Origin of the sequence: Sorangium sp. So ce176, assembly GCF_051519835.1 — a bacterium.
In the GTDB taxonomy this organism is placed as follows: Bacteria; Myxococcota_A; Polyangia; order Polyangiales; family Polyangiaceae; genus Sorangium; species Sorangium cellulosum_G.
In genome coordinates this window covers 4,754,478-4,768,503 of sequence record NZ_CP150371.1, presented here as the reverse complement: position 1 = coordinate 4,768,503, position 14,026 = coordinate 4,754,478, and the positions used below count along the sequence as shown (strand labels likewise).

Below are 14,026 nucleotides of genomic sequence, written 5' to 3'. Positions count from 1 at the left end.
GGGAATGCTTTTCACTGACGTTCTGTTCAGCGTGGTCGGAATGTTACGACATGGCGGCGGGCGCTTGGTTGACGGGCCCGCGCACGGGTTGCATCGTCCCCGAGGTCGGAGATGGCAAAGGACCGGAACTCCAGCGCACTGGCGGACATCGCCGAGCGACTCCACCAGTTCGACGGGGAGCCGCTGCGGGTAGCGTTCCTGGCGCGCGGGATCGACGCGCTCACGCAGGTCGCGGCGCGGCTCGATCAGAGCGAGCTTGGCGAGGTCGTCGCCTCGCCCAGCAACGCGGACGCCCTGCTGACGGCGCTCGCGCAGCCGAGCGCCGTCGGCCTCTTCTCCGCGGCCGACCCGCTCACGCCGGCCCGCCTCCGCGGCCTCCAGGCGCGGGACGCGCTCCTCGCCGCCGAGGGGGGGACGCTCACAGCGGAGGACGTCGGCGAGGTGCTCCACCTCTCGCCCGACGCCATCGAGGCGCGGCGCGCTGCCGGCAGGCTGCTGGCCGTGGACGTCGGCCGCCGCGGCCACCTCTACCCCGCATGGCAGTTCGCGGACGAGGGCGTCCTGCCGGGGTTCGAGGAGATCCTGGCCCTCCTCGCAGAGCACCCCCCGCTCGCGAAGATGCGGTTCTTTCTCTCCGGCAACCACCGCCTGGACGGCGAGCGGCCGCTCGACAGGGTTCGCCGCGGCGACCTGGACGCCGTACGGCGCGCGGCCCGCACGTTCGGCGAGCACGGCGCCGCCTGAGAGCGCCCCGCGATGACGAGGCCGCCGCGCTCGCCAGGGGTCACGGCGGTGGCGCTCCGCGCGGGGCGCGAGGGCGGCGAAGGACCAGCGCGCGAGGCGGACGTCGAGCGCACAAGCCCGCGCGTCGTCCGTTCGCGCGGGGCAGGATCGACATGAAGACCACGCTCGGGCCGCATCCGGATCCGCCGCTCGATCTCGCGACAAGGCCGCTCCCCGTCACGATCTTCCGGCGGTGCTGGTTCCGGATCCATCGGCTCGCGCAAGCCCCGCTCTTCTTCGGTCGCTCGGGCGACAACCGCTTCGACGCGCCGGAAGGCGAGTTCGGGGTGCTGTACGCGGCGAAAGACGAGCGCTGCGCGTTCATCGAGGTGTTCGGCCACGCGACAGGCGTCCGGTTCGTGGAGCAGGGCGAGCTCGCCGCGCGCGGGCTCGCGCGCATCGCGCCGAGGCGGCCGCTCCGGCTCGTGAACCTCGCGGGCGAGGGGCTGGCGCGCCTCGGGGCCGACGCTCGCCTGACCTCGGGGGAGTCGTACGCGGCCGCCCACCGGTGGGCGCTCGCGATCCACGACCACCCGAGGAGGCCTGACGGCATCGTCTACGCTGCGCGCCACGACCCGAGCCGCGTCTGCGCCGCCCTCTTCGATCGCGCCAGCGCGGAGCTGGAGGTCACGCCGCTCGGATCCCTCGCGGAGCCGGCGCACGCGGCGCTCCTCGCCAGGCTCCTGGATGCGTACAGGTTCGGGCTCGTCTGAGGCTCGACGAGCGCGCTGCGGCGCGGCGCCGCCGGGCGCGCGGCGGGTGCGAGCCCAGCGCGCGGGGACCGCGCCGGCACAGCCGGTGCTTTCCGTGGAGGGAGGCGCGCGGCGGCCGCGGCGTCGGGGGCGGTGGTCGCGGCGCGCACGGGACGAGCGGCGGGGGGGTCAATGAAAATCAGGAATCTGCGGCTGGAAACAGGCTATCTCGTGGAGCCCATCTCGCTCCAGAGAGGTATCGCGACGCACCAGATCCAGATCGCGACGATCGGCGAAGAGGAGGCGTCCCGCGTTCAGATCGCGCTCGATCCCAACCGCTGCACGGTCGACAGCTTCGGCGAGGCCAAGGCGTGCACGAAGGTGGCGCTGGTCCACCTGGAGGCGGACGTGGAGCTCCTCACGGAGTGCGATGGGAAGCAGCTCCTCGCCCTCAAGTTCCAGGGAGGCAATGGACCCGCGATCCGGCTCGCGCTCCTGCCCCTCTGCGGCAAGGGACACGAGGCCATCGTCGCGCGGCTCATGATCTTCGGGGAAAACGGCGAGCTCAAGGCGATCGTGCCGATGCAAGGCACATCGGCGGGCTGCGTGGTGGCGTGAGCGCGGCAGCGCGGCAGCGCCGCGCCCTGCGGGCCGGGCGCCGGGAGCCGGACGGCGCTCAGGCGCCCTGAGGGCCGCTGCCGCCGGGGCCGAAAGGACCGGGCGTCCCTCCGGCGCCGCCGCCGGGGCCGGGGCCGGGGCCGTAGGCGCCGGGAGCGCCGGGCGGGGCTCCGGCGGGCGCGCCATACGCGGCGCCGGGCGGTGCGCCGTAGGCGCCGGGCGGTGCGCCGTAAGCGCCGGCAGGCGCATAGGCGCCAGCGGGCGCGCCTGGCGGGGGCGCACCGTGGATGCCCGCCTGGGCCCCAGGGGGCACGCCGTAGGCACCGGCGGGCGGGCCGTAGGCCGCGCCAGGCGGGCCTCCGAAGGGCGCGCCGTAGGTGCCAGGCGGCGCGCCATACGCGGCCCCGGGCGGGGCCCCAGGGGGCGCGCCGTAGGCGCCGGGGGCGCCGCCGTAGGCGCCTGCCGCCGGAGCGCCGTAGGCGGCGCCGGGCGGGCCCCCCGGGTAGGCGCCGTGCGCACCAGGCGGGGCCCCGGCAGGCGCGCCGTAGGCGCCCGGCGGCGGATAGCCCCCGAGCGGCGGCGCGGCGGCGGGACCTTGCCCCGGCGGATAGGCCGTCTCCATGGCGACACGCCGCGGATTGGACGGGTCGTAGCGCACCGTGACGATGCACCCCGGCTGGATCCGAGGGGCCGCCAGCACCGACACGAGCGCGACCGTCTCCACCTGATACGGCGGCATGCCCGGCGGCATCACCTCGAGGAGCAGCTTGAGGCTGTAGGAGTCCTGTGCGCCCATGGACACCTTCATGCCCGTCTCCTGGTACTGCAGCACGCGGGCCGCGCAGGATACGCCGATTCGCAGGAGCTGCTGCTGCTCCCGCTGCTGCGCCCTGAGCGGGCCGAGGACCTTCGTCCAGACCCCCCAGAGGATCACCGCGGTGATCCCGAGCGGCACGATGACGCTGAGAACAATGACCAGCAGAGTGGACGTCATCGCGCCAGCGTACAGGCCGGCCGCCGGAAGCACCAGCGCATCGACGCCCCGACAAAGCGCGATGATCCCCCACCCCGCCCGTCGAGGCGACCAAGGCAGCTCCCCCCCGCGAACGGCAAGACGGGAAGGCGGGAGAACAGACATCGCCTCCCGCGCTTCCCGTCTTCCTCAACCCTCCTCGTGCGACAGGTCCAGCCGCTCAGGTCCCCATCTCCCGCGCCGCGCGGCAGGGCTCGCGAGGCGCCCTGCGGACCTCAAGGACAGCGGCGGTACGTGAGGCCATACTCGATCTGGACCTGGACGTCCGTTGTGTCGTTCGTCAGGACCCCGGAATGCAGCGGCGCCGTGCGGTTCGTCACGAACAGGCTCGTCTTGATGTTGAGCGGCCGCACCGTGCCGCACTCCGACCAGACAGTGGTCGCGAAGTTGTCCGTGCGCGAGAAGTTGTTCGTGAAAGGCCCGATCATGCTCCACGTGACCGGCCCGGAGGTGAGCGGCGACCCCGAGAAGTAATACGACGTCTCGTGGAGCCCCTGGACGCTCGGCTCCAGGTCGGCGAAGCCCCTGTACGTGGCGTCGAAGAGGGCCACCTGCCACCCCGGATCGAACCGCAGATCCACGGCGAGCTGGCAAAATGCGCGGTTCGCGGCGCGGGCGGTGCCCGGGCCGGCCTGCGCCTCGAACTGGTCGAAGATCACGGTCAACGCCTTCTGATCGGGGGAGATCACCCCCGCGGCGGAGCCGACAGGACACCCGCTGCCGGCATACGTGAACGACTGGATCCGCGCGTTCTGCGCCAGCGCCGGAAAGGCGAAGAAGAACACCGAAGAAAAGACGATCGCCCATCGCAGCAACATGCTTGCCCCCCTTCCACAGACTGACGACCATCGCGTCGCCGTGCGGCGGCCCCCGCGCGCGTCTCCGCCATCGCAGGTCAGCCGACATGTCCTGACGAGGATGCGATACGTGCGCGCTCCGCGCAACCTGCGCGGAGCGCTCTTACCTCATCGCGGCGCCGCGCCGCGCGCTGAGCTGGATTCGCTGGGTGACGAGGAGCCGGCGGGACTCACGGACATCCGGCGAGATCGCGGAGCGCGGCGAAAACAGCCCTCGAGGCGCCAGCGCGAACCGCGCTGACCGCCTCACTGTCGCGCGGCAGATGTGGCCAGACGGCGCCGCGCCGCCGCGCGCGCTCACGGGAGCGGTGAGGCGGCGACCCGGAACACCGGGACCAGATTCACGCGCTCGTCCCAGGACGGGTGGCGCCGGTAGAAGAAGTCGAGGCGAGCCGCGGAGTCCTTCGCGAACGCAGGATCGCGCAGGCGCGCCTCGAACTCGGCGCGCAGCGCCGGATCGGCGGCGAGCATCTTGCGGGCTTCCTCCTCGGCGACATAGGCCTCCATGTACTCCTTGCGCTCGAAGGCGGCGTTGAAGAAGCCCCAGGCCACGAGCGAGTCGGGCGCGAGCGGCTCGAGCAGGTGGAGCACAAGCGGCGCCCGCGGCTGCGCGATGGGCACGAAGAGCGAGCCGCGCGGCAGATCGAGCCGCTCGGGCCGGAAGGCGCCCTGGAGCTTCACCGGCGTCCGGCCCTCGAACGACGGCTCGAAGGTCACGGCGTCGGCGCGGAACGCCTCGACGGCGAAGCCGGGGCGCGCCTCGGGCAGGAGCTCGTAGCGCACGCCGTGCAGGCGCAGCTTGTCGGCCACCCAGGCCGCGTGCGCCGCGGGGACGACATAACCGGCGGCGGGCGCGGTGACGGTCAGGTCCGGCTCCAGCCGGTCGAACAGCGGCACCCGCCAGATCTCCGGGCGAGACTCGTCGTAGCGGATCCACGTGCCGCCCGAGATGTCGGAGGCGCGCTTCTCGTACGCGAACCCGCGGAACGGGAAGTCGCGCGGGACCGGCGCCACGCGGTGCTTGAGGACGAACGGGGCGCCGGCGAGGCGCGCGGCGGCGGCGTCCGCGCGGTCGGCCGCCGCGCGCAGGGCGCCCGCGCCGGAGGCGACGCGCTCGAAGAGCGCCGCGAGCAGGTCGTGGACCGCGCGGACGCGCCGGGCGTGGGTGGCCCAGCTGTGCGTCTCGACGAGCACGCCGACGCGGTTGCGGGCGGCGCTGTAGGACTGCGAGAAGCGCGGCGGCCCCGGCCTGGCGGCGATCCCCGACGAGGGGTCGTCTTCCGTGCGGAAGGACGGGTAGAACGGCAGCGGCAGGTGGCCGAGCGCCGAGAGGCGCGCCTGGAGGGCCTCGGAGAGCCCGCGCGCCTCGGCGTCGAGGCCGCCGGGGTGCGGCGCCGACGGCTCGACGATGACGGCGACGTCATGCTGGAACTTCGCGCCGTCGGTCGCGTGCAGGTCGACCTGGACCACCGGGTCCCAGGCGTCGAGGAGCGCCAGCATCGCGCGCATCTCGGGCGCCTCGGCCTTCATGTGATCGCGGTTCAGGTTGAGGTTCTGCCCGGTGGTGCGGAAGCCCATCTCCTCGGGGCCTCGCTGGTTGGGGCGCTGGTTCGGGCGGAAGCGCTCGTGGCCGTCGACGTTGACCACAGGGACGAACACCGCCGTGACCGCGGCGAGGGCGCCGGGCGCCATCGCGCCGTCGAGCAGCTCGCGGAGGGCCAAGAAGCCGCCGTCCTTGCCGTCGATCTCGCCGGCGTGGATGCCGCCCTGGAACAGGATCACCGGGCGGCGCTTCGCCCGCGCCGCGGCGGGGTCGAGCGCGCCGTCGGCGGAGGCCGCGATCGCGAGCATGGGCCTGCCCTCGGGCGTGGTGCCGAAGCGAAAGCAGCGGGCGCGGCCCGGATAGGCCTGCTCGAACGCGGGGCACAGCCGCTCGACCTCGGCGTAGCGGCCCGTGCGCTGGAAGCCGGTCCGCTCGGCCTCGGTGACGAGCGAGGGCGGCGGCGCGGCCGGGACGGGCGGCGTGGGCCGACCGACGGTGGGGGCGGCCGGGGCTCCGGGCGCGGGGGCCTGGCAGGCAGCGAGCAGCGAGATCAGCGCGATTCCACGAGAGATGGCGCGGCCGGCGAGCGCGGCGCGGGGGCGAGACATCGCGGGAGTCGACCAAATTCCGCGCTCAACGGCAAGGCGTGCTCCCTCGGCCGGGGGCGAGGTAATCTCCGATGAGGATGAGCGCGCTCCCTTCCCGCCGTGCGCTGGCCCTCGGAGCGGCCCTGATCGGCGGCGCGGCGCTCCTCACGCCGCTCGGCATCGCGTCGCTGCGCCGCTCCGAGGCGGAGCGGGGCGAGCCCCCGGCGGCATCCGCGGCGGCGGCGCCCGCGCCGGCCGCCGCAACGACGGCGCCCACGGACGGCGGGGCCCTCCTGGCGGACGGCGAGGCGGGCTTGATGGCCGACGGCGGGGCCGGGTCGATGGCCGACGGCGGCGGGGACGCAGGCCCGGCGCTGTTCGAGAAGCCGGTGTGGTCGGCCGCGTCGCGCGCCGCCACCTACGGGGGGCTCTCGAGCGACGCGTGCGACAGGGAGCTGAAGCGCCGCGGGATCCCCCACGCCCCGGCGCCGCGCGGCGCCCCGCTGGTCGACCGGCCGGTCCGGATCACGGGCCCGCTGCACGGGGTGGCGTTCCACGGCGACGGCGTGGCGAAGCCGCGGACGACGTCCGTCTTCGACATCGCCGATTGCCGGCTGGTCCTCGCGCTCGACGATCTCGCCGCCTTCCTCGCGACGCGGGGGATCGCGGAGGTGGTGCACGTCAGCATGCACCGGCCCGCGCCCGCCGGGGCCGTCGCGCCGAGGACCGCCGCGCCGAAGAAGGCCCCGGCGAAGGCGCCGAAGAAGGCGCCGGCGAAGGCGAAGCCAGGCAAGAAGGCCGCGAAGGGCGCTGGCAAGGGGGCGAAGCCCGGCGCGCGGGCCCCGAAGAAGCCGGCGGCGGCGCGGCCCAGCCAGCACGCCCTCGGGCTCGCCATCGACGTGGCCGCCCTCGTGAAGGCCGACGGCGCGCGGCTCGACGTGAAGGCGGACTGGCATGGCGCCCTCGGCGCGCCGCCGTGCGGGCCCGGATCCGAGCCGAAGGAGGCCACGCCCCAGGCCCTCGAGCTGCGGGAGATCCTCTGCGCCGTCTTCACGAGCGGGCTCTTCAATGTCGTCCTCACGCCCAACGCGAACGAGGCGCACGCGGACCACTTCCATTTCGATATCAAGCGCAACGCGCACTACTTCCTGCTGGAATGAGCGGCTGGACTGCGCGGCGCCTCGCGGGGACAGCGCCGCTCCACTGCATTCGCCGGCTGGAGCGCGGTGGGCGCGGTGAGAAAGAGACAAGGAGGCGCGCAAGGAGAGAGAAGCGCCGCACAAGTACCGTGACAGCGTTGTCCCGTCCGGAGCCCCGCCGGCGCACGCTGGCGTCGACCGACCCACATTGAATGCGAAGCATGCTTCGCGGTGAGGCGACGCGGCCGCCCCATGTGGACGTGAAGGGCGTGCAATCTGGACAGACGCTGCGCTTCGTGCGAATTCTGTAAGAAGAACATGTCAGTCACGTGTCGCAGCCATGTTCGCGTCCTTTCCGCAGGCGAGATCCACTGGGAAGAGTGGAACCCTCCCCGGAACAGCGGCGCAGGCAAGCGCCCCGTGGTCCTGGTACACGGCCTGTCCGATAGCTGTAGAACCTGGAACCGGCTCGCCCCCGCGCTCGCGGCCGGAGGGCGCCGCGTCGTCGCGCTCGACCTGCCCGGCCACGGCCAATCCGCCCGGCCCGACGCGCCCTACACGGTCGCATGGTACGCGAGCGTGGCCGCGGAATGGATCCGCGCCCTCGGGCTCAGCGATTTCGATCTGGTCGGGCACTCGTTCGGGGGCAGCATTGCGATGTGCGTGGCGATCGAGCGGCCGGGGCGCGTGCACCGCCTCGGGCTTGTCGCGGCGGGCGGCTTCGGGAGCGAGGTGGCGCTGCCGCTGCGCTTCGCCGCCGTGACAGGGCTGCTCGAGCTGGCCGCGCCCGTGCTCATGGGCGTCGGGACCCACGCGGGGATGCTGGTGCTCGGCGGCAACTTCAACGCGGAAGAGCGCCGGTACCTCGCCCGCGTGAACGCCCGGCCCGGCACGGCGCGCGCCCTGTCGCGCACGCTCCGCCACGCGATCGACCTGCGCGGCCAGCGCGAGCACCTCATGGACATCGCCCCCCGGCTGCCGGAGATACCGCCGCTCGCCGTCTACTGGGGCGACCGCGATCCGGTGATCCCGGCGCGCCACGCGGCGGACGTCGAGCGCTACCTGGAGGGCGTGCCCGTGCGGCGCTTCGCCAGGGCGGGACACTACCCGCACCGCGAGGCGGTGGCCGATCTCGCCCCGGACCTCGCGCGCTTCCTCGACGCGCCGCAGCCCACGCCGCGCCTCCGCGCCGGGGCGCGCGCGCCGCGCGCGGCGGCCGTGGCGGTCGCGCCGCAGGCCAGCCCCCGGTGGCAGCCCTGGCCGGACGCCCCGGTCCGGCAATGGGCGCAGCGCTCGCTCGCGCCGCTGCTCCGGCAGACGCCGCAGCAGGACAGCGACGGCGGCGCGGCTCCCGCCGATCTCGGCAGCCGCCCGCCGCCCGTCCCCTGCTGACGCGCGACCCGCCGGCGCCCCTGCCCGTTCCCTGTTGACGCGGCGCCCCCCGGTGCTGTTCCCTCGGGCGCCGGTGCAACTCGAGTGTGAGACCTGCGGCGCGTCGTTGCGCGTCGAAGCGGACCAGCGGACCGCTGTGTGCCCCTACTGCGCCTCGCCTTCCGTGGTGGAGCGGCCGCCCTCGCATGGCCGCCCGCCGCCGCACTTCGTCCTCGGCTTCACCATGACCCGGGAGAGCGCCCAGGGCGCGGTCAAGGCGTGGCTGGGCAAGCGGAGCTTGTTCGTGCAGTCCGGCGTCAGGGCGGGGTCGATCGACTCGATCCGCGGCGTCTACACGCCCGCTTACCTCTACTCGGCGATGGCGCAGACGCGGTACGCCGCGGAGATCGGCGAGAACTACCAGGAGACCGAGACGTACACGACGACCGACGAGAAGGGGAACACCGTCACCCGCACCCGCGTCGTCACCAGGACCGAGCACCGGCACCTCGAGGGCCTGCACGCCACCTACGTCATGGATGTGCTGGTCGTGGCCTCGCGCGCCGTCCCGAACGCCGAGCTCGAGGCGATCGAGCCGTTCGACCTCCGCACGATGCGGCGCTACACGCCCGCGGTGCTCAGCGGCTGGATCGCCGAGGAGCCGACAATGACCCAGGACGAGTGCTGCGCCCTCGCCCGGCGGGAGGCGCTGGAGAAGATCGGCCGCGACCTCTCGGTCTTCATGCCCGGCGACAGCCACCACGGCCTCGTCCACGAGACGCGCCTCGATCGCGAGACGCTCGAGCTGCTCTACGTGCCGCTGTGGGTGCTCGCGATCCGGCACGACCCGCGCGAGCCGCCGTTCCGGGTCCTCATCAACGGCCAGACGGGCGCGATCCACGGCAAGGCGCCGCTCTCGTGGATCAAGATCGCCCTCGCCGTCCTGCTCGTGCTGCTGCTGATCGCGGCGCCGTTCGTCCTGGCCGCAGCGCGCGACAGGGGTCAACCCGAGCGGCGCGGCGCCGTGCGATCGACGGACCCCGCCGCGGCGCCCGCGCCGGCGCCCAGGCCGGCCGAGCGCGCCCGACCGGACGGGACCAGGCCCGCGCCGACCGGAGGGCAGCGATGAGCCTCAGCATGGGGACCTCCGGGGCGACGGCGCGGTGCTGCGCCCGGTGCCAGGGCCCGCTGGAGCAGGGCGACCTGCGCTGCGCCGTGTGCGGCCTCGCCGCGCCCCTGGACCGCGCGCCGGCCCCGCAGCTCGTGCAGGTGCTGCGGTGCACCGAGTGCGGCGCCGCGGTCTCGTACTCGGCCGAGGCGCAGGCGCCGAAGTGCCGCTTCTGCGGGGCAGTCACGCGGCTGGAGCAGCCGGTCGATCCGGTCGACCAGGCCGACTGGCTGCTCCCGTTCGGGGTGGCGCCGGAGCAGGCCGATCAGGCGCTGCGGCAGTGGATGTCGACGCTCGGCTTCTTCCGGCCGTCGGACCTCGGCCGCGCGGCCACTGTCGAGGGGCTGCACGCGATCTGGTGGGCGGGCTGGATCGTCAACGTGGACGCCCTGGTGAGCTGGACGGCGGACTCCAACGCAGGCGCCCGGCGGAGCCCCTGGGCCCCGCACGCCGGACAGACGGAGCTGCCCTTCCGCGGGCTGCTCGTGTCCGCGTCGCGCGGGCTCTCGCTCGAGGAGGCCCGGGAGCTCGCGCCGTCCTTCCGGCTCGACCGGATGGTGCCGGCCGCGCAGCGGGCGGAGCAGCAGCTCGGCCCGGCGGACGCGGTGCTGGAGCAGTTCGACGCCCAGCGCTCGGCGGCCCGGAAGGTCCTCAGCGAGCGGATCGCCGCCACGGCGGAGGAGGCCTTGCAGCGGGGGGTGATCCCCGGGTCCACGTTCCGCAACGTGCACGTGGCGGTGCTGCTGCGCGCGCTGGAGACGCGCCGGGTGGCCCTGCCCTCGTACGTGCTCGCCTACCGCTACAAGGGGCGCAGCTACCGCGCCGTCGTGCACGGCCAGGACGCGGGCCGCGTCACGGGGTCGGCGCCGATCGCGTGGGGCAAGGTGGCGCTCGTGATCGCCGGGGCGATCGCGCTCGTCGTCATCATCATGGCGGCGGTGGCGCTGGCGCGCGGCGGCTAGCAGCGCGGCGCGCGACGAAAAGGCCTCCTCGGGCCTGCCGTCTGCGCTGGAGCCGGGGCGAACGCGGGTGACGAGGCGGCCAGCGCGCGGCGCGTCGACGCGGCGATCCGCGCGGATCCAGGGGCGCGATCCGCGCGAGATCCTGTGGCGGAATGCCCCGAGAGCACGCCCTGTGCGGCGCAGAAGAGCCATGGATCTCGCCGACTTGCGCGTGAGCTGGCGGTGGTCCGGATCTCGCAACTGCCGCCGGAACCCCAAGGAGGAAACATGGAAACCGGGTCACGCGAAAAGCTGCTGGAGATCCTCAAGAAGTTCCGCAACGCCATGCTCGTCACGCAGGCCCACCACGGGATGCTGCGCTCGCGGCCGATGGCGCTCATGAAGGTCGACGACGCGACAGGGGACATCTGGTTCATGACGAGCATCGACTCGGGCAAGATCGACGAGATCGAGTCGAACCCCGAGGTGAACGTGACCCTCCAGGAGGCGCGCCGCTTCCTGTCGCTCTCGGGCCGGGCCTCGATCGTGCGCAGCCGGGCGAAGATCGAGGAGCTGTGGTCCGAGGAAGCGAAGGTCTACTTCCCGAAGGGCAAGGACGACCCCCACCTCGCGCTCATCCACGTGAGCCCGCGCGAGGGCGAGTACTGGGACAACGAGGGAGCGGCCGGGCTCAAGTTCCTTGTCGAGGCGGTCAAGGCCTATGTCACCGGGACGACCCCGAAGACGGACGCCAACCAGCACGCCACGGTGCCGCTCAACGGCGGTGCGCCGAGCGACAGGATGACCTCTGCGCGGTAGCGCCGCTCCGCCGGCGCGCTGCGCCGGCCCTCCGCGACGCCCGTACCTGCGCGGCGCCGCGCCCCCACCTGCGTGGTGCGGCGCCGCACGCGACATCGCGCCTCATACCGGGTGCGGTGCTCCTGAGTCTGTCCCCCTCCAGTCCGACCGAAGCGCCTGCGCGTAGCAGATCGCACCGCCGCGCGCAGGCTGGTCTCACGTCCGCGCCCATCGAGGCGCGCGCGCATCGGGACGCGCGGGCGGCGAGCCCATGAATCCCGCGGGGGCCGCGCGCACGCCCTCGCCGCGCGCGGCGGAACCAGCGGGACGGAGCGTGGCGCATCCCTTGCTATTCCCGGAATGACCCGTGCGCTCTCCCCGGAATCGGAGGTGATGCGTCACGCGGGAACCCGGCAAGCGAGGTTTTGGCATGGCGATCTTCACGATGTCTCGTCGAGCTCAGATGGTGATGATGGCGGCGGCGTCCGTCGTGGTCATCGTGGGCTTGCGCTATGCGGAACCGTTCTTCGTGCCGGTGCTCTTCGGGATCGCGCTCGCGGCGATCTCGTCGCCGATCGCGAGCTGGGTGACCCGCCGGGGGCTGCCGCCGGCCGTCGGGGCGCTGGCCGCGCTCGTTGTCGACCTGGCGATCCTGGCCTTCGTGGGGGCGGTGGTGACCATCGCCGGGGTGGAGCTGGAGGAGAAGGTGCCGGCCTACCTGGCGCGCGCCTCCGAGGCGACGGTGGCGATCGCCGCGACGCTCACGGAGCGCGGGCTGCCGGTGAACCCGGAGTTCCTGTCGAAGACGCTGCACACGGCGTCGCTGGTGCCGCTGCTCGGCGGGGCCGCGGTGACCGTCGCCAGCGCGGCGTCGAACCTCGGGGTGGTGCTCCTCGTTGTCTTCTTCGCGCTCTGCGAGTTCGCGGGCGCCGGCGCGAAGCTCCGGGCGGTCATCTCGGACCCCAGCCGCGGGCTGGAGCACGTCGACCGCATCGTGCGCGAGGTGAAGAAGTACCTGGTGGTGAAGATGCTGACGAGCCTGCTCGTGGCGGTGCTCGCCTACATCATGCTGGTGCTGCTGGGCGTGGACCTGGCGCTGCTGCTGGCGTCGAGCCTGTTCGTCCTGCACTTCATCCCGAACATCGGCGCGGCGGTCGCGACGATCCCGGCGGTGCTCGCCGCGCTGGCGAGCCAGGGTCCGGGCACGGCGGCCGTCGTGGCGCTCGGGTACCTGCTGATCAACCTGCTGGTGGGCAACGTCCTGGAGCCGCGCGTGCTCGGGCGGACCCTGGGGCTGTCTCCGCTCGCCGTCCTCCTCGGGATGCTCTTCTGGGGGTGGCTCTGGGGGCCGTCGGGGGCGCTGCTGTCGGTGCCGATCATGATGGTGGCGAAGATCACGCTGGAGAACGTCGAGGGGCTCTCGTGGATCGCGCGGCTCCTGGAGCCCGCGCCCGAGGAGCAGGAGACGGCGGCGCCGGTCGGCGAGGACGCGCCGAGGTCGCTGCTGAGGCCCAGCGTGGCGGGGGCGCGGAGGTCCGGGTAGCGCGGCTGTCGGCGGAGAGGTTGTGCCGGTGGCCTACCGTTGTGTGTCCGCGGCCGAGAGGTTCTCCAGCTTGCGCACAGCGCTCGCGCTTCAGCACAAGAGCGGCGCGGCGCCGCCCCCGAGCCCGTCACTGCCCCGTCGCTGGCGCGATCCCGAAGACGCGCTCGTGGCGGGCGCTCTCATGGCAGCCCATGCAGGACGCGACGCGGCCGGCGGAGGTTACCTCGCCCTCGGGCGTGACCGTGCCGTAGACCCAGCCCTCGTCGGTGCCGGGCGTCTCCGGCGCCACCTTGAGCACCACGTAGGCGCCGGCGAGGCGCGATGCGCGGTAGACGCTGTCGCCGTCGCGCAGGTAGGGATCGAAGTGATCCTCGGGGCCGTGCGGGCTTTCCGGCCCGGAGGCGCCCGGGAGCTCGGGCGCCGCGCCCTTCTCCACGAGCTCGGGATGATAGCTCTCCTTGACGAGCACCTGCCCGACCGGCTGGGACACGGGCTCGGGGCCCTGGACGAACGGATATCGATCGCGGAGCCGGGCGAAGACCGAGTAGAGCTTGCGGGCATGACCGCCGTCGTCGGCGGCGCTCATGCGGGCACGGCCGGGCATCGGCAAGCGACAGAGCCAGGGAGCCCAGCGGAGCTCGTCGTCGACGCGACCCCAGCCCCTGTACTCGCGGAACGCGTCGGCGATGAGCGGGGCGAAGCGCGCATCGACCTCGGCAGCGCTGGCGGCCGTCGGCTCGGACGGAGCGGCAGCAGGCGTCGTCGAGGAGGCGCCGGCCGGAGGGCGCTGCGCGGTCTCCGCGTCCGGAATAACGGGCTCATCCATCGGCTGGCTGCACCCAGCCGCGAGCACAAGGAAAAGGAGCAGGGGGATACGCATGAGGCCGATCCTACGCTCAGACCGGTCGAACGATCTGCCAGGCGAACCACGCGCGCCGCAGATCGCCGGGCAC

13 protein-coding genes are annotated in these 14,026 nt (G+C 73.7%); 9 read left to right on the top strand and 4 right to left on the bottom strand.

Annotated features, from left to right (window positions below; all coding sequences use genetic code 11):
• Positions 1 to 111: 111 nt before the first annotated feature.
• From WMF42_RS17715 to WMF42_RS17705, 3 genes are all read left to right on the top strand, one after another.
• The gene (locus tag WMF42_RS17715) at positions 112 to 744 is read left to right on the top strand and encodes a hypothetical protein (protein WP_061610573.1); all 633 of its coding nucleotides are present in this window, start codon (positions 112 to 114) and stop codon (positions 742 to 744) included.
• Between the two features lie 152 nt (positions 745 to 896).
• On the top strand, positions 897 to 1,496 hold the full coding sequence (locus tag WMF42_RS17710; protein WP_061610574.1) for an RES family NAD+ phosphorylase: 600 nt from the start codon (positions 897 to 899) through the stop codon (positions 1,494 to 1,496).
• A 171-nt stretch (positions 1,497 to 1,667) separates the two neighbouring features.
• Positions 1,668 to 2,093, top strand: coding sequence for a hypothetical protein (locus tag WMF42_RS17705; protein ID WP_061610575.1), 426 nt, complete (start codon positions 1,668 to 1,670; stop codon positions 2,091 to 2,093).
• A 58-nt stretch (positions 2,094 to 2,151) separates the two neighbouring features.
• On the opposite strand, the gene WMF42_RS17700 is transcribed toward WMF42_RS17705, so the two are convergent.
• The 3 genes from WMF42_RS17700 to WMF42_RS17690 all read right to left on the bottom strand — a co-directional run bounded on the left by WMF42_RS17700 (position 2,152) and on the right by WMF42_RS17690 (position 6,134).
• Positions 2,152 to 3,087 carry a hypothetical protein gene (locus WMF42_RS17700; RefSeq protein ID WP_437693296.1) on the bottom strand — a complete coding sequence of 312 codons (936 nt, stop codon included), beginning with the start codon at positions 3,085 to 3,087 and terminating at the stop codon, positions 2,152 to 2,154.
• Between the two features lie 254 nt (positions 3,088 to 3,341).
• Complete coding sequence (locus tag WMF42_RS17695) at positions 3,342 to 3,944, bottom strand: DUF4360 domain-containing protein (protein ID WP_061609912.1); 603 nt, start codon at positions 3,942 to 3,944, stop codon at positions 3,342 to 3,344.
• A 336-nt stretch (positions 3,945 to 4,280) separates the two neighbouring features.
• Entirely contained in the window at positions 4,281 to 6,134 is a 1,854-nt protein-coding gene (locus WMF42_RS17690) for a M14 family zinc carboxypeptidase (protein WP_437693295.1), read from the bottom strand.
• Between the two features lie 77 nt (positions 6,135 to 6,211).
• Here WMF42_RS17690 and WMF42_RS17685 point away from each other — a divergent pair, with 77 nt between their 5' ends.
• The 6 genes from WMF42_RS17685 to WMF42_RS17660 all read left to right on the top strand — a co-directional run bounded on the left by WMF42_RS17685 (position 6,212) and on the right by WMF42_RS17660 (position 13,073).
• Positions 6,212 to 7,273, top strand: coding sequence for an extensin family protein (locus WMF42_RS17685; protein WP_061609911.1), 1,062 nt, complete (start codon positions 6,212 to 6,214; stop codon positions 7,271 to 7,273).
• 297 nt (positions 7,274 to 7,570) lie between these two features.
• Entirely contained in the window at positions 7,571 to 8,644 is a 1,074-nt protein-coding gene (locus tag WMF42_RS17680; protein ID WP_437693294.1) for an alpha/beta fold hydrolase, read from the top strand.
• A gap of 34 nt (positions 8,645 to 8,678) precedes the next feature.
• On the top strand, positions 8,679 to 9,752 hold the full coding sequence (locus tag WMF42_RS17675; protein ID WP_437693293.1) for a hypothetical protein: 1,074 nt from the start codon (positions 8,679 to 8,681) through the stop codon (positions 9,750 to 9,752).
• The gene (locus WMF42_RS17670; protein WP_061608779.1) at positions 9,749 to 10,753 is read left to right on the top strand and encodes a zinc ribbon domain-containing protein; all 1,005 of its coding nucleotides are present in this window, start codon (positions 9,749 to 9,751) and stop codon (positions 10,751 to 10,753) included. Before WMF42_RS17675 ends, WMF42_RS17670 begins: the two co-directional genes overlap by 4 nt.
• A 267-nt stretch (positions 10,754 to 11,020) precedes the next feature.
• Positions 11,021 to 11,551: a pyridoxamine 5'-phosphate oxidase family protein gene (locus WMF42_RS17665; protein WP_061608780.1), complete on the top strand. Its 531-nt coding sequence runs from the start codon at positions 11,021 to 11,023 to the stop codon at positions 11,549 to 11,551.
• A 409-nt stretch (positions 11,552 to 11,960) separates the two neighbouring features.
• Entirely contained in the window at positions 11,961 to 13,073 is a 1,113-nt protein-coding gene (locus tag WMF42_RS17660; protein WP_233561572.1) for an AI-2E family transporter, read from the top strand.
• 127 nt (positions 13,074 to 13,200) lie between these two features.
• Here WMF42_RS17660 and WMF42_RS17655 read toward each other — a convergent pair whose 3' ends face one another.
• Positions 13,201 to 13,899: a hypothetical protein gene (locus WMF42_RS17655; protein WP_437693292.1), complete on the bottom strand. Its 699-nt coding sequence runs from the start codon at positions 13,897 to 13,899 to the stop codon at positions 13,201 to 13,203.
• Positions 13,900 to 14,026 lie beyond the last annotated feature (127 nt).

What these genes read in the sequence shown, in the direction of transcription:
- WMF42_RS17715 (WP_061610573.1), top strand. Translation starts at nt 112, where the DNA reads ATGGCAAAGGACCGGAACTCCAGCGCACTGGCGGACATCGCCGAGCGA.
- WMF42_RS17710 (WP_061610574.1), top strand. Translation starts at nt 897, where the DNA reads ATGAAGACCACGCTCGGGCCGCATCCGGATCCGCCGCTCGATCTCGCG.
- WMF42_RS17705 (WP_061610575.1), top strand. Translation starts at nt 1,668, where the DNA reads ATGAAAATCAGGAATCTGCGGCTGGAAACAGGCTATCTCGTGGAGCCC.
- WMF42_RS17700 (WP_437693296.1), bottom strand. Translation starts at nt 3,087, where the DNA reads ATGACGTCCACTCTGCTGGTCATTGTTCTCAGCGTCATCGTGCCGCTC.
- WMF42_RS17695 (WP_061609912.1), bottom strand. Translation starts at nt 3,944, where the DNA reads ATGTTGCTGCGATGGGCGATCGTCTTTTCTTCGGTGTTCTTCTTCGCC.
- WMF42_RS17690 (WP_437693295.1), bottom strand. Translation starts at nt 6,134, where the DNA reads ATGTCTCGCCCCCGCGCCGCGCTCGCCGGCCGCGCCATCTCTCGTGGA.
- WMF42_RS17685 (WP_061609911.1), top strand. Translation starts at nt 6,212, where the DNA reads ATGAGCGCGCTCCCTTCCCGCCGTGCGCTGGCCCTCGGAGCGGCCCTG.
- WMF42_RS17680 (WP_437693294.1), top strand. Translation starts at nt 7,571, where the DNA reads ATGTCAGTCACGTGTCGCAGCCATGTTCGCGTCCTTTCCGCAGGCGAG.
- WMF42_RS17670 (WP_061608779.1), top strand. Translation starts at nt 9,749, where the DNA reads ATGAGCCTCAGCATGGGGACCTCCGGGGCGACGGCGCGGTGCTGCGCC.
- WMF42_RS17665 (WP_061608780.1), top strand. Translation starts at nt 11,021, where the DNA reads ATGGAAACCGGGTCACGCGAAAAGCTGCTGGAGATCCTCAAGAAGTTC.
- WMF42_RS17660 (WP_233561572.1), top strand. Translation starts at nt 11,961, where the DNA reads ATGGCGATCTTCACGATGTCTCGTCGAGCTCAGATGGTGATGATGGCG.
- WMF42_RS17655 (WP_437693292.1), bottom strand. Translation starts at nt 13,899, where the DNA reads ATGGATGAGCCCGTTATTCCGGACGCGGAGACCGCGCAGCGCCCTCCG.